The sequence below is a fragment of the Cohnella rhizosphaerae genome, assembly GCF_029525575.1.
GTDB classification, from domain to species: domain Bacteria; phylum Bacillota; class Bacilli; order Paenibacillales; family Paenibacillaceae; genus Cohnella; species Cohnella rhizosphaerae.
This window is the reverse complement of record NZ_JAPDIA010000002.1, coordinates 209,138-222,366: the sequence shown is the minus strand read 5'-3', so window position 1 is coordinate 222,366 and position 13,229 is coordinate 209,138. Positions and strand designations below refer to the sequence as shown.

Annotated in this window: 13 protein-coding genes and 2 pseudogenes; 1 reads left to right on the top strand and 14 read right to left on the bottom strand. The window is 61.3% G+C overall.

The window, feature by feature from the left end; all coding sequences use genetic code 11:
- Nucleotides 1-10: 10 nt before the first annotated feature.
- The 14 genes and pseudogenes from OMP40_RS04600 to OMP40_RS04535 form a co-directional block, all read right to left on the bottom strand.
- Nucleotides 11-1,294: a site-2 protease family protein gene (locus OMP40_RS04600; protein ID WP_277529795.1), complete on the bottom strand. Its 1,284-nt coding sequence runs from the start codon at nt 1,292-1,294 to the stop codon at nt 11-13.
- Nucleotides 1,284-1,649, bottom strand: a complete 366-nt coding sequence (locus OMP40_RS04595) for an arsenate reductase family protein (protein WP_277529526.1) — start codon at nt 1,647-1,649, stop codon at nt 1,284-1,286. Before OMP40_RS04595 ends, OMP40_RS04600 begins: the two co-directional genes overlap by 11 nt.
- A gap of 33 nt (nt 1,650-1,682) precedes the next feature.
- Complete coding sequence (locus OMP40_RS39750) at nt 1,683-2,732, bottom strand: RluA family pseudouridine synthase (protein ID WP_420871894.1); 1,050 nt, start codon at nt 2,730-2,732, stop codon at nt 1,683-1,685.
- Nucleotides 2,709-3,296, bottom strand: a pseudogene (locus OMP40_RS41170) (cob(I)yrinic acid a,c-diamide adenosyltransferase); the annotation flags it as partial. The gene OMP40_RS39750 and the pseudogene OMP40_RS41170, both read right to left, overlap by 24 nt.
- 16 nt (nt 3,297-3,312) lie before the next feature.
- Nucleotides 3,313-3,918 carry a bifunctional adenosylcobinamide kinase/adenosylcobinamide-phosphate guanylyltransferase gene (locus OMP40_RS04580; RefSeq protein ID WP_277529524.1) on the bottom strand — a complete coding sequence of 202 codons (606 nt, stop codon included), beginning with the start codon at nt 3,916-3,918 and terminating at the stop codon, nt 3,313-3,315.
- 709 nt (nt 3,919-4,627) lie between these two features.
- Nucleotides 4,628-4,888 (bottom strand): aspartyl-phosphate phosphatase Spo0E family protein, encoded by a 261-nt coding sequence (locus OMP40_RS04575; RefSeq protein WP_277529522.1) that lies wholly within the window; start codon nt 4,886-4,888, stop codon nt 4,628-4,630.
- A 94-nt stretch (nt 4,889-4,982) separates the two neighbouring features.
- Nucleotides 4,983-6,194 carry an aminotransferase class I/II-fold pyridoxal phosphate-dependent enzyme gene (locus OMP40_RS04570; protein WP_277529520.1) on the bottom strand — a complete coding sequence of 404 codons (1,212 nt, stop codon included), beginning with the start codon at nt 6,192-6,194 and terminating at the stop codon, nt 4,983-4,985.
- Nucleotides 6,195-6,235: 41 nt separating this feature from the next.
- Nucleotides 6,236-6,727 (bottom strand): Lrp/AsnC family transcriptional regulator, encoded by a 492-nt coding sequence (locus OMP40_RS04565; protein WP_277529519.1) that lies wholly within the window; start codon nt 6,725-6,727, stop codon nt 6,236-6,238.
- Nucleotides 6,728-6,868: 141 nt separating this feature from the next.
- The gene (locus tag OMP40_RS04560) at nt 6,869-7,237 is read right to left on the bottom strand and encodes a spore coat protein (protein ID WP_277529517.1); all 369 of its coding nucleotides are present in this window, start codon (nt 7,235-7,237) and stop codon (nt 6,869-6,871) included.
- 30 nt (nt 7,238-7,267) lie between these two features.
- Nucleotides 7,268-7,492, bottom strand: a complete 225-nt coding sequence (locus OMP40_RS04555) for a hypothetical protein (RefSeq protein WP_277529515.1) — start codon at nt 7,490-7,492, stop codon at nt 7,268-7,270.
- A 754-nt stretch (nt 7,493-8,246) separates the two neighbouring features.
- Nucleotides 8,247-9,167 (bottom strand): cysteine synthase A, encoded by a 921-nt coding sequence (cysK, locus tag OMP40_RS04550; RefSeq protein ID WP_277529513.1) that lies wholly within the window; start codon nt 9,165-9,167, stop codon nt 8,247-8,249.
- Between the two features lie 10 nt (nt 9,168-9,177).
- Complete coding sequence (locus OMP40_RS04545; protein ID WP_277529512.1) at nt 9,178-9,744, bottom strand: hypothetical protein; 567 nt, start codon at nt 9,742-9,744, stop codon at nt 9,178-9,180.
- Between the two features lie 112 nt (nt 9,745-9,856).
- On the bottom strand, nt 9,857-10,288 hold the full coding sequence (locus OMP40_RS04540) for a DUF350 domain-containing protein (protein ID WP_277529510.1): 432 nt from the start codon (nt 10,286-10,288) through the stop codon (nt 9,857-9,859).
- A 17-nt stretch (nt 10,289-10,305) separates the two neighbouring features.
- A pseudogene (locus OMP40_RS04535) lies at nt 10,306-12,676 on the bottom strand (endonuclease MutS2).
- A 152-nt stretch (nt 12,677-12,828) separates the two neighbouring features.
- On the opposite strand from OMP40_RS04535, the gene OMP40_RS04530 reads away from it, so the two are divergent.
- Nucleotides 12,829-13,185, top strand: coding sequence for a phage holin family protein (locus OMP40_RS04530; protein WP_217594804.1), 357 nt, complete (start codon nt 12,829-12,831; stop codon nt 13,183-13,185).
- The last annotated feature ends 44 nt before the right edge of the window (nt 13,186-13,229 follow it).

Here is a 13,229-nt window from a genome sequence, read left to right as displayed (position 1 = left end):
ACCGGCAGCGTTATTGCGCCGGGTTCGTCCAGCCTGCTTCTTGAATGACCCACATCATATAAACGAGTACGACGATAAGACCGACGTACAAGCCTCCGATCCGCCATCTGTCGCGGCTCTTCACTTCGTAATAATTGTCCGGCTCGTAGACATTGCCCTCGACCCGGACCTTCAGGGTCAGGTTCTGCTCTTCGTCCGGTCCCTCGAGCTGATGGGCATAGACGCGCCGTACGAGGATCGCCTGGTCGATCGGCAGCTCGCCCTTGAAGGACAGCGCCTCCCATTCGAACTCGACGACATGCTGGCCATCCAGCTTGCAGTAGGCCGTGTAGGGCAGCTCCCGCAGATGATGGGCGCCGCGGTAATACCACTCCGGCAGGGCGGGGTCCGCCTTGGCCCGATAGACGCCCTCGGCGAAGTGAACCGGCCCTTCGCCGCGCTTCGCCTTGAACTTCCGATAGGTCGTGAACAGGAACCATACCCAGATCAGAATAAAAATAACGCTATGCGTGTACCAGATGACGAAAGGTCCGATCACGACGCCCGCGAGCCAGATCCAGCGGTTCACGGCCGACGCGATTCTGCCGCCGTCGAGCGGACGGACAGGCACGAGATTAAACAAGTTGAGGAAAAAGCCGACGTACGCCAGCATGTGCCAAACGGCGCTGTCCGTGTAGACGCCGATGCCGTAACAAACGAAAGCCGCGGCCGTGCCCAAATAAGGTCCGCCGAGCGCGATATCCGCCTCGGTCGCCGCGTCCTTCGGATTGCGCTTCATCATGATCGCGGCGCCGAGGAAAGGGATGAATAGCGGCGCCGTTACCGGCAGTCCTTTTCGCTTGGCGACCCACACATGTCCCATCTCGTGCACGAAAATGAGCGCCACCAACCCGAACGCGAACGACCAGGGATAAAGTAGGGCGTATGCGCCGACCGTGATCGCCATCGAGATGAGCGGCTTGCCGAACTTCAGGAACAGCAGCAGCGCGGCCTTGCCCTTGCCCAGCAAAAAAGCCAGCACGGCGCCCAGCGCCGTCCACGTGCCCCCGCCTCCCTTGCGCTTGCCGCCCTCGTCCTCGGGCCCGCCGATTCGTTCCGCGTCGCCGTTCGTCGGCGACACGGGCGGTGCGTTCGGATCGATCGGTTTGGGAGGCGGCAAGCCGGAGCCGGTCGAATGGGCTTGAGGACGGCCCGAGTCCGCACCGTCGGCCAGACTCGTCAGTCTATCCTGTTCGCCGTTCGCGGATCTTCGATCGTCGAGCTTCGTTTCATGCTCCCGGCCGTCATTCGGCATAGGCACGCTTCAGCTCCTCTTCGCGGTATCCTACGGTCGCCTTTTGTCCGTCGGAGACGACCGGGCGCTTGATCAGCATGCCGTTGCCGGCGAGCAGCGTCAGCTTCTCGTCGTCGGACAGCTGCGCCATGCGATCCTTCAAGCCCATCGAACGGTAAGCGTCGCCGGCCGTGTTGAACCATTTCCCGATCGGAAGGCCGCTGGCCGCAACCAGCATGCGGAGCTCGTCCACCGAAGGCGGAGACTCCTTGATATGAATAAGCTCCAGCTCGTGTCCCTCGCCTTGCAGCGTCTTGATCGCTTTGCGGCAGGTGTCGCAGGACGGGTATTGATAGACGGTCAACTTTTTAGACATGACTGCTTTCCTCCAGATTCAATAGATGCATGTTCATCGCGCGTCCAGACGCGGCGGGAGCTCCCGCAGAACGCGCTCCAGCTCGCGCAGATCCGCGGGCAGCGGCGCCTCCAGCTTCGTCTCGGCGCCCGTCACCGGATGCCGGAAGGCGAGCTGCGCCGCGTGAAGCGCCTGCCTGCCGATCGCGCCGGAGAGCGCGGCTGCGAGCGGCGTGCGCATCCATGCCGGATCGGCGTAGTACGCGTCTCCGACAAGCGGGCATCCGATCGCGCCCATATGTACGCGTATCTGGTGCGTCCGTCCCGTGCCGAGCCGGATGTCCAGCGCGCTCGCGCCGCATGGATACGACTCGGACAACGAATAAAACGTAAGCGAAGGCTGACCGTCCTCCCGGACGGCCCGCCTGTGCGGATCCTCGGGCACGCGGCCGATCGGCGCGTTCACTTCGCCCTCGTCGGCGGGCGGGCGGCCATAGGCATAGGCGCGATACTGCTTGAGCACCGTGCCCGCCGTCATCTGCGCGGACAGCTGCTGCTGCGCGTACGGGTGCTTGGCGACGATCACGAGGCCGGACGTATCCTCGTCCAGCCGATTGACCGGCCTGAACCGGCATCGCTCGCCGCGTTCGCGCCAATAGTGCACGACGCCGTTCGCCAGCGTGTTCGCGTAATGGCCGGTCGTCGGGTGGACGATGACGCCCGCCGGCTTGTTCAGCACGAGCAGGTCGTCGTCCTCGTGGACGATATCGAGCGCCATCGGCTGCGGCAGAATATCGTCCGATGACTCTTCCGCCATGCGCAGCGCCACGATGTCGCCCGCCGATAAAATAAAACTGGAAAAAACCGCGTTCCCGTTGACGGTCACGCCTTCCTCCGAAGCCTTGAGCTTCGTCCACAGCCGCCGCGAAATGCCGATCCTGCTCCGCAGCACGTCGCGCAGCATACGGCCTTCGTCCCGCTCGTCCGCGACGTGCACGAGCGGCTTGTAATATCCTTCCGTGCGTTCCCATTCCATCGTTGCTATAGCTCCTTGCCGATGCGGCCGAACACCGCCGCTCCCCCGTTCGTATTCGACGTCCTGCACGCCCGCTTTGGCGTTGGCGGCGCGCGCCGCCGCAAAAAAGTAGTCCGACAGCCGGTTCAGATACTTCGCGACTTCGGGCGGACACGGCCTGCCCGTTGCCGCCAAAGTCACGACCGCGCGCTCCGCCCTGCGGCAGACGGTGCGGCAGACGTGCAGCGCCGCGGCCGTCGCCGTCCCGCCGGGCAGGATAAATCTCGCGATCGGCGGATTGCCCGCTTCATGGCGATCGATCCAGACTTCGAGCCGCTCCGCCAGCGCGGCCCCGACCTTCAGTTGCTCCGGCGCCGGCGCGGCGTAGGAAAGATCCGAGCCGCAGTCGAACAGCTCATGCTGGATGACGGTCAGCTCCTCGCGCAGGCGGGCTTCGAAAGCGCGAACGGTTTCCGCCGCTTCGGTCGCGGCATCCGCTGCAGCCGCCGTTCTCGCGATGGCCGCCGCTTGTCCGACGAACGCATTCAATTCGTCGATCGTTCCGAAAGCCTCCACCCGCTCGTCGTCCTTGTTTACTTTGCCGCCGATGACCGTGGTCGTTCCTTTGTCGCCTGTTCTTGTATAAAGCTTCATCGCCCTGTCCTCCCCATCAGATCCGTTCGCCCCGAATCGCTTCGGCGATCCCGAACGACAGTCGGTAGATCGTATGCGAAGCCGCGGCCAGTCGCCGGTTGGACTCGGCCAGCAGCCTCATATAGGTTCGCTCGCGCGGATCCGGAACCAGCCCGGCCGCCGCCTCCTCGGTCACGACGATGACGACGCCCTCGAATTCGAGCAGCGCGCCGAGCAGTTCGCCCGTCGCGGCAGCAGCTTGCCCTTCGTTCCCTTCGCGAGGATCGATCTGGAGCACCCGGTGCCGAAGCCAGCCCGACAGACTGTCGAGCACCAACGCCCTTCGCTCGGCCCGATAAGGATTCGAGTCCAGATTGACGCGTATCAGCGCCTGCGCGCAGGCGTCGTCCGCCGGCAGCTGCGTCCACGCGAATCCCCGCCGTCCTGCTGCCTGCTTCGCATCGGCAAGCGTCCCGGACGCAGTCGCGCCGGAAGCGGCGACCGCGTCTTCCGTCGGACAGGCGCCGGGCGACGGCCACGCGGGACATGTGAAGCCGATCGCCTCCCTGCCCAGCGACTCCGCCAATCGCCTGGCATAAGCGGACTTGCCCGAACCCGTGCCGCCGGTTACCAACAGGAGCATACCCCGTCACCTCCCAGGCGCAAAAATATCTAGCCTAACTATAGCACAATCGCGGGGGGACTTGAAAAACGGCGCGCCCTGCGGGCCCTCTTACAAATAAAAAAAAGCCGCTTGCTTGTGGCCTTTGTTAGCGCAATGGCACGCAGCGGACTGACTGACTGACTGACTGACTGAGGAGCCGTTATTTTTGTTCCGATCGCGCTTTGCGGCCCGCTTGCGGACCCAGGAGCCCCTATTGCGGGATTGGAGATCTTTTTTTAGCCTGGATCCGGGCGAATAACGACTCTCCAGTCCGAAACGATGCAATTGCACCGTTTTTTAAAGAAATAGCGTCATCTGAGTCCATTTGATTCCGATATCTTCGCTCGGACTACCTTCGGTTACTCCCGCAGTTCTCATTTGCCTCTCACGCTTACCTTGCCGCTTAACGTCATCGTAGATTAGCAAGTGAAGCCAGCGAGGCGATGGGACGCCGCCGCTCCTGTTGTACAGCGTTACTTATCGAGTCTGTGGCGTATTCCGGGCCAAAGAGACGCTGTACAGCTTTACCCGTCGAGTCTGTGGCGTATTCCGGGCCGAAGAGACGCTGTACAGCTTTACCCGTCGAGTCTGTGGCGTATTCCTGGCCAAAGAGGCGCTGTACAGCATTACCTTTCGATTTGGGCTAGGCGCGCACCATAATTAAAAAGCCCGGAGCGAGGCTCCGGACTTAACGGGTATGATAGCTGAGTCTCATGTATTCGTTGATCTTCACGTCGAGCATGCGGCTGATCTCCATGACGGGCTCCGCGGTGAAGGAGTCCTCCTTCAGGAAAGTTTCCGTCATGCGACGCCTGAGCAGGTCGATTTCTTCGATGAGGCTTCGATCGTTATAAGAGGGAGGCGCGCCGACTTCACTGTAGGCATTCTTGGCCGACGCCCAGGTCGCGGGCTGACCCGAATCCAAAGAATGATTGCTTACTGTCGCCATCGTTTTCCCCCTCTCCGCAGCTACGGGCAAGTCTGCAAAACAAGGGTAATTATAGCAGAACTTTAGAAAAAATAACAACCTTTTTCCATTTCCGCTATTTTAGCTGCCGAACGAACTGTCCGATCCGCTCCAGCGCCTCGGTCAACTGGGCGACGGAGGAGGCGTACGAGCACCGGATAAAGCCCTCTCCCCCGCTGCCGAACACATGTCCGGGCACGGCCGCGACCTTCGCGTCGCGCACGAGCCGCATGGAAAATTCTTCGGAGGAAAGGCCGGTCGACGCGATCGACGGGAAAACGTAAAACGCGCCTTGCGGCTCGTGGCAGTCCAGACCGATCTCCCTGAAGCCCTGAACGACGAGTCTCCGTCTTTGGTTGTAGGATTCGACCATGCGGTACATTTCTTCCATGCCGTTCTTGAGCGCTTCGAGCGCGGCGACCTGCCCCATGATCGGCGCGCACATGACGGCATACTGATGAATCTTAAGCATCGCGCCGATCAATTCGGGATGGCCGCAAGCGTAGCCCATGCGCCAGCCCGTCATGGCGAACGCCTTGGAAAAGCCGCTCACCAGTATCGTGCGGTCTTTCATGCCGGGCAAGGAAGCGAAGCTCACGTGCTTCGAACCGTACGTGAGCTCGGCGTAAATCTCGTCGGAGACGACGATCAGGTCGTGCTCCTCGACGAGCTTCGCGATCGGCAGCATGTCTTCGTAGCTCATGATCGCGCCGGTCGGATTGCTCGGATAGGACAGGATCAGAAGCTTGGATCGCGGCGTGATCGCCGCGCGCATGCTCTCCTCCGTCAGCCGGAAGCCGTCCTTGGCGAACGTCTCGATGCCGACGGGAACGCCGCCGCCTAGCGAGGTGATCGGACTGTACGGAACGTAGCACGGCTCGGGAATCAGCACCTCGTCCCCGGGCTCGACGAGCGCCCGGATCGCGAGGTCGATCGCTTCGCTGCCGCCGATCGTCACGAGCACCTCGTTGCCCGGCTCGTATTGCAAATTGAACTGTTTGTTCAGATACGCCGCAATCTCTTCCCGCAGCTCCAGCATGCCCGCGTTGGACGTATACTGCGTTTTACCCTTTTCGAGCGAGTAAACGGCCGCGTCGCGAATGTGCCAAGGCGTCACGAAGTCGGGTTCGCCTACGCCCAGCGAGATGATGCTGCCGTCCTTGCTGGCGCTGACCAGATCGAAAAACCTGCGGATGCCGGATGGCGGGATGGCGCGCGCGCCGGCGGACAAATAGCGACTCATCCCGCCCGTAGCATCCTTGCCGCGCGTCTGTTGGTTCGTAATCATTGGACAACCGTCCTTTTCGAAATACTCGCCCCCTTAATGCGTCAAGGAGAAACGAGCAGGCGTTGATCGTCCTCGAACTCCTCGAAGATGATGCCGTCCTGTTTATATTTTTTGAGAATGAAAAAGGTCTTGGTCGCAATGACGGATTCGATGGTGGACAGCTTGTTGGAGACGAACGAAGCGACTTCCCTCAGCGTCTTGCCTTCGATCTCCACTTGCAAGTCGTAAGCGCCGGACATGAGGTATACCGATTTGACCTCGGGATACAGGTAAATGCGTTCCGCGATGCTCTCGAACCCGCGGCCGCGCTCCGGCGTGCATTCGACCTGTATAAGCGCCGTCACCTTCTCGTCGTCGACCTTGCTCCAATTGACGACCGTCGCATACTTCACGATCACATGGTCCCGCTCCATCTCCGCGATGGCGGCAGACACTTCGGCTTCGTCCGCCCCAAGCATCGTAGCGATGGTCGAAGCGGACAATCTCGCGTCTTCCTTGAGCAGATCCAGAATCTTCAGCTTGAATTCGTTCATGGGGATCCCTCCTGAATAACTTTCATATTACATCAAATACAGGCCCCGTGAAAAGAAAATTCAATGTCATCCCCTTACAAAAAAACCTCCCGCCGGGTACTGCCGTCCGGGGGAGGTTGATGCCTGGGGCATGCTTTAGGCTCAGTGCTGCTGCATTTGCTGCTGGACGTTTTGCTGCGATTGCTGCCAGGCCGGAATCGTGCTTTGCTTGATTTGCTGCACGAATTGCTGCGTCTTCGTTTGGGTGTCCTGATACGACTTCAGGTTTTTGTCGATCTCCTGCTTCAGCGTAGGCGAAGAGGCGTTGTACATGTTGGCCGATTGCATCGCGTTGAACAATTCGCCCTGCATCTGCAGCGTCACGTTCAATAGTTGTGTAAATTGCTGGCGAACCGTCGGACAGACCGATTCGGTAGCCGCCGTCGCGTATTCGCGCGTCACGCGTTTTAGATCCGCGAGCACGGTATATGCCAAGTCTTCGTCGGGCAGAAATTGGTTTGCTGGCGCCATAAAAGTGTGGCCTCCCTTTCGGATGCGATATTAGGCTTGGGGCTGCGTCGGAGCGAGCGGCTGATGCTGCTGGAGCAGCGACATCAGCGTCTGGTAATGCTGCGTGTGCACCTGCGCCTGATGGTCCAGCACCTGCTTGATTTGCTGATTCGAGCATGACGCGGCAGCGGCCGCGCATTGCTTGATGAGCAGGTCCTCGTTGGACATCGAATCCGCGATGTACTCGAGTTCTTTGCCGGTGATCGGTTGAAGCATGACGATCCCTCCTGTAATTGGACAATCGGGACATAGTATGCTGCCGGCCTTGGTCGCTTATCCGCGATGCGGCGACATTGTACGGAAGTATGCCCGAAAAAAGCGAGATCGCGCGGCGGGTACGCAGAGTCTTGGCACGGAGTCTCATAGCGGACTCTCTCCGCCATTCGGCACGAATAAGCTCAATATGGAACCACTCGACGGAATCGCGCCAACTTTCGGTTTGACGAGACGTTGTTCGGCGCTGCTTAAGCGGGACCACGGCACCACACAGAGGCCCTCGACAGCTCGCCCACCACACACGCGGAACTCTATATAGCTCAAATTTGCGTTATTCTCGTGCGCACATCCCCCCGACAGCTCGCCCACCACACACGCGGAACTCTATATAGCTCAAATTTGCGTTATTCTCGTGCACACATCCCCCCGACAGCTCGCCCGCCACACACGCGGAACTCTATATCGCTCAAATTTGCGCTATTCTCGCGCTCACATCTCTCGACAGCTCGCCCGCCACTCACGCGGAACTCTATATCGCTCAAATTTGCGTTATTCTGGTGCGCGCTACCCGCACAAACCCGCAATCCACGTACCTGAGCGCGGTTTAACAAGTCGAGAAGCAGCCGACAAAGCAAAAAAGCCGCCCCGTCATTTCACGAAATGGGGACAGCTCGTTAAAGATCGCACCGCAGCCGTTGGCACGGCATAAACGAAACGACCTTCGCTTTTGAGTAAGCGGTTCTTGAGGCGGATCTTAAAACAAATCCATCGACAAATACCGCTCGCCCGTATCCGGCGCGATGCAGAGCACGCGCTTGCCGACGCCGAGCTTGCGTGCCAGCTGCAGCGCGGCCCATACCGAAGCGCCGGACGAGGGACCCGCCAATATGCCTTCCTCGCGCGCCAGCCGCTTCATCGTCCCGATCGCGTCTTCGTCCGTCACCTGTACGATCTCGTCGTAGACGTCCGTGTTCAGGATGGACGGCACGAAGCCGGGGCTCGTGCCGACGAGCTTGTGCGGACCGGGCACGCCGCCAGACAGCACGGGCGAACCGGCAGGCTCTACGACGGCCACGTAAATATTCGGCAGCCGTTCCTTCAGCGTTTCGCCCGTGCCGGTAATCGTGCCTCCCGTTCCCGCCGTGGCCACGAACGCGTCAAGCCGGCCGTCCGTCTGCTCCAGAATTTCAAGCGCCGTCGTTCGCCGGTGAACGTCGGGATTGGCCGCATTGTCGAACTGGTTGGGCATAAAGCTACCGGGCGTGGCGGCCGCGATCGAACGCGCTTCCCGGATCGCGCCGGGCATGCGCTGGGACGCCGGCGTCAGCACGACCTCGGCGCCGTAGGCCTTCAGCAGGTCGATCCGCTCCTTGGACATATTGTCGGGCATGACGAGGATGAGACGGTAACCTCTGGCCGCCGCGTTCATGGCGAGACCGATGCCCGTATTGCCGCTTGTCGGCTCGACGATGAGCGACCCGGGACCGATCAGGCCTCTAGTCTCGGCATCCTCGATCAGCGAGCTTGCCGCCCGGTCCTTGACGCTGCCGCTCGGGTTAAAGCGCTCGAGCTTGACGAGCACCTCGGCGTCCCCCGGACCGGTCAGACGATTCAACCGAACGGCCGGCGTATCGCCGATCATTTCCGTAACGCTTTGATAAACCAGTTTCTTCATGTGGACATTCTCACTTTCGGTCGGCTTCGGGTTCTTGGCTGAGACGCTCTCCGATGCGGGTACGGTCCTCTTCGGACAGCGCGTACGACATCGTAAAGCATGAAGGACACATATAGAGCGTCATCGAGAACGGCGCCTCAAGGATTGCCCCGCCGTGCAGCCGCTCCGGCCGCTTGGGCACGAAGGAGGCCGTTTGTACGACCTGTGTCCCCGTCTCTATCATGTATTCCCGGCATTGCGGGCATTCGGGCACGAACTCCTGCTCGTCCAAGATCGCTTCGACCGTGTCCTCGTAACGGAGCAGCGCTTCGTCCTTGCTACGCAGGTCGTCGTCGCGGTCCAAGTCAAGCCCTTCCAGATCTTCGGACAGATCCCCGATGCCACGGCGTCCGTAAAGCGCATCGTCTTCCGATTCTTCCTCATCTTCGGAAGGCTCCTCGTCCCCGAGTCCGATGCTGAGCGTGCGGTAACCGCTTAGCTCGTTGTCGCAGACGGGACAGAACTTGTCGGGCTCCTCCCCCGGCTCCTGAATAATCTCCGATTGACACCAGGGGCAAATGATCACGTTGGCAGCCAAGGCTTAACCCTCCCTCACCATATAGACGATGCCAAGAATAAAAAACAGGGCCGCAAGCGCGAACAGCGTTCCCCATAAATACTTCATACGCAACCTCCTGCGGCGGCCGCCGTCAATCCAGCGTCACCGCCGCGCCGATAATGTAGGACAACGACACCGACAGCAGCAGAGAGATAAGGCCCACCGCGCGATTGTCCTTGCCGATCTCTTCGTCGATCCGGAAAACCGGCGTGACGAACTCGAACAGCAGATACGCGGCGAGCAGGAGCAGGAATCCGCCGCCCGCCCACAGCATGCTCTCGTAGATGCTGTCCTTCGATTGAATGGAAAACCGGAATATGTTGCAGATTCCGAATATTTTGCCGCCGGTCGCCATCGCGACCGCGATGTTGCCTCTGCGGATCTCTTGCCAGCACTCGTACTTGGTCACCCGCTCGAAGCAGTACAGGCAGATGATCAGCATCAGGATGCCGACGGAAAAATACGCCGGGATCGCGACAGCCGGATGGGACAGCAGTCGGTCGATGCTGCTTGGCTCATTCATGCGGAACGCTCCTAACGCTAGTTCAGCTCCGCCACGGTAACGCCGGCGCCGCCCTCGCCATAATTGCCGAGCCTGTAGCTTTTCACGTGCTTGTGCCTGCGCAGGAATTCCTGAATGCCCGTGCGCAGCGCTCCCGTTCCTTTGCCGTGAATGATGTAAATCTGGTGCAGGTTCGAAAGGAACGACTCGTCGAGGAAGCGGTCCGTCTCGATGATCGCCTCGTCGAGCGTGGCGCCCCGGAGATCGAGCTCCGTTCGAATCTGGTCCGATGCCGCCCGCTTCACGGTCGCGCCCGACGCGACGGGCTGCGTCTTCTTGGCGGCCGCGTCCTTCGTCGCCTTGACCGGCTCAAGATCGGCCAACGGCACTTTCATCTTCATGATGCCGAGCTGGACGAAAGCATCGCTGCCGGACAGTTCGACGATATGTCCTTTTTGGCCGCCCAGGCTATATACCTTGACTTCGTCGCCCGGCCCGAGCTTCGCGCTCTTGGATGCGGCCGGGCGCGGCTTCGCGACCGGCGCCGGCACGGCGTCGTCCAGCCTGCGGCGGGCTTCGATCAGCTTGTGCTCCTTGACGCTCGCCGCTTCTTCAAGCGCGAGCTTGCGCAGGTCGCCGATGATCTCCTCGGCTTCGCGCCGGGCCTTCGCCACTTGAAGCCGGGCTTCCTCGCGCGCGTCCTCCAGCAGCTTGACCCGCTGCTCCTGAAGCTTCGCGCGGTCCTCCTCGAGCTTCAGGCGCAGCTCCTCGGCTTCGCGCTTGATCCGTTCCGCCAGCTGGCGCTCGGATTCGGCCGTCCGGCGGTCCCGCTCGAGCGAAGCGATCATCGTATCGACCTTGAGCTCGTCGTCCGACACCTCGCCGCGCGCGCGGTCGATGATCGACCGGGGCAGGCCAAGCCGCTCCGCGATCGCGAAGGCGTTGCTTCGGCCCGGCACGCCGACGAGCAGCCGGTAGGTGGGACTAAGCGTCGCGACGTCGAACTCCATGCTGGCGTTCATGATGCCTTCGCGATTGTACGCGTACGCCTTCAGCTCGCTGTAGTGGGTCGTGGCAAGCAGCCGGCAGCGAAGCCGGTGCAGATGCTCGAGAATGGCGATCGCGAGCGCCGAGCCTTCCGCCGGATCGGTACCCGCGCCCAGCTCGTCGAGCAGGACGAGGCTGCGGCTCGTCACCTGGCCGAGCATGCCGATCAGATTCGTCATATGGCTGGAAAACGTGCTCAGGCTCTGCTCGATGCTTTGCTCGTCGCCGATATCGGCATAGATGCCGTCGAAGACGCACAGGATCGTGCCCTCGTCCGCAGGCACGAACAGGCCGGACATCGCCATCAGGCTGAGCAGCCCGACCGTCTTCAGCGACACGGTCTTGCCGCCCGTATTCGGACCCGTGACGATGATCGCCGAGTGGGTGTCGTCGAGCTCGATATCGGTCGGCACGACCTTTTTGGGGTCGATGAGCGGATGCCGTGCCCGCTTGAGCCGCAGACGCCCTTCGCCGTTCATCTGGGGCTTGGTCGCCTGCATCCGGTCCGCCAGCTTCGCCCTGGCGAAGATCGAATCGATGTAGCCGAGCGCCTCGGCGTCGCCGATCAGCAGCTCGGCCTTGACCCCGACGCTCTCGGACAGCTGGCGCAGGATGCGCTCGATCTCGCGCGTCTCGCGGAGCTTGAGCTCGCGGAGCTTGTTGTTGATCTGAAGGACGGCCTCCGGCTCGATGAAAAGCGTGGCGCCGCTGCCCGACTGGTCGTGCACGATGCCGCCGAAATTGGACCGGTACTCGGCCTTCACCGGGATGACGTACCGGTCTCCGCGCATCGTGATCAGCGCGTCCTGCAGCATCTTCTGCACCGATGTCGAGCGAATCATGCCCTCGAGCTTCTCCCGGGCGCGTCCCTCGTTCGTGCGGATCTCTCTGCGTATCGCGGCCAGCTCGGCGCTCGCGGCGTCCATGACGTCGCCCTGCTCGTCGATGCAGCGGCGAATCTCGTCCTCCTGCTGCTTGGCGTCGATGAGCGGTTCGCATAGATCCTCAAGCAGGGGAATGTCGGCTTCCTCGGATACGGCGCCGACGTATTTGCGGACGCGTCTCGAGCCCATGATGAACTGCGCGACGTCGATGAGCTCGGACGGGAGCAGCATGGCCCCGAGCTTCGCCCGCCCGAGCGCAGGGCGAACGTCGGTGATGCCGCCGAACGGCGGGGCGCCCTTGACGTCCATCGCGCGCACGGCTTCGGCCGTCGTGTCGAGTCCTCTGTTCACTTCGCGCAGATCGGAGGACGGACGGATGAGCGACGCCTGCTCCTTGCCGAGCGAGGTCTCCCCCGAGCTCGCGCAGCCGCTCGCCGATCTTATGGTATTCCAATGTATATAGCGCCTTGTCGTTCACGGCGTTGCGACAACTCCTCTCGCCCTCCATTATATCCGATGGCGGCTGCGCTTGCATTACGCCTCCGTTATAACCGGCGGTCAAAGTGGATACAATACCTTTAACGCCGGCGGCACTGCCGGACACAGCCCACAACGGGAGGTAATCAAGCCATGCATTTCTTGGGACACGTCGTACGCTTTATCGTGTCGGCGATCGTGCTGATGATCGTCGGATACCTGGTTCCTCATTTTTCGGTCGGCGGCTTCTGGAGCGCCCTCATGCTTGCGCTCGTGATCGCGATTCTCGGTTGGATCATCGAGGCGATTTTCGGTAAAAACGTGACCCCCTTCGGGCGCGGAATCGTCGGCTTTCTGTGCAGCGCGCTCGTCATCTGGCTGGCGCAGTTCGTCGTCGGAGGCGTCTCCGCATCGATCCTGGGCGCGCTGCTCGCGGCGCTCGTGATCGGGATCATCGACTTGTTCATTCCGATCGGCAACCCGTACAAGGCCGGCAAGCGCCACGATTGACGGGATCGGGAAGCGCGGACGTCCGTCCATGCAAGCCAAAAACC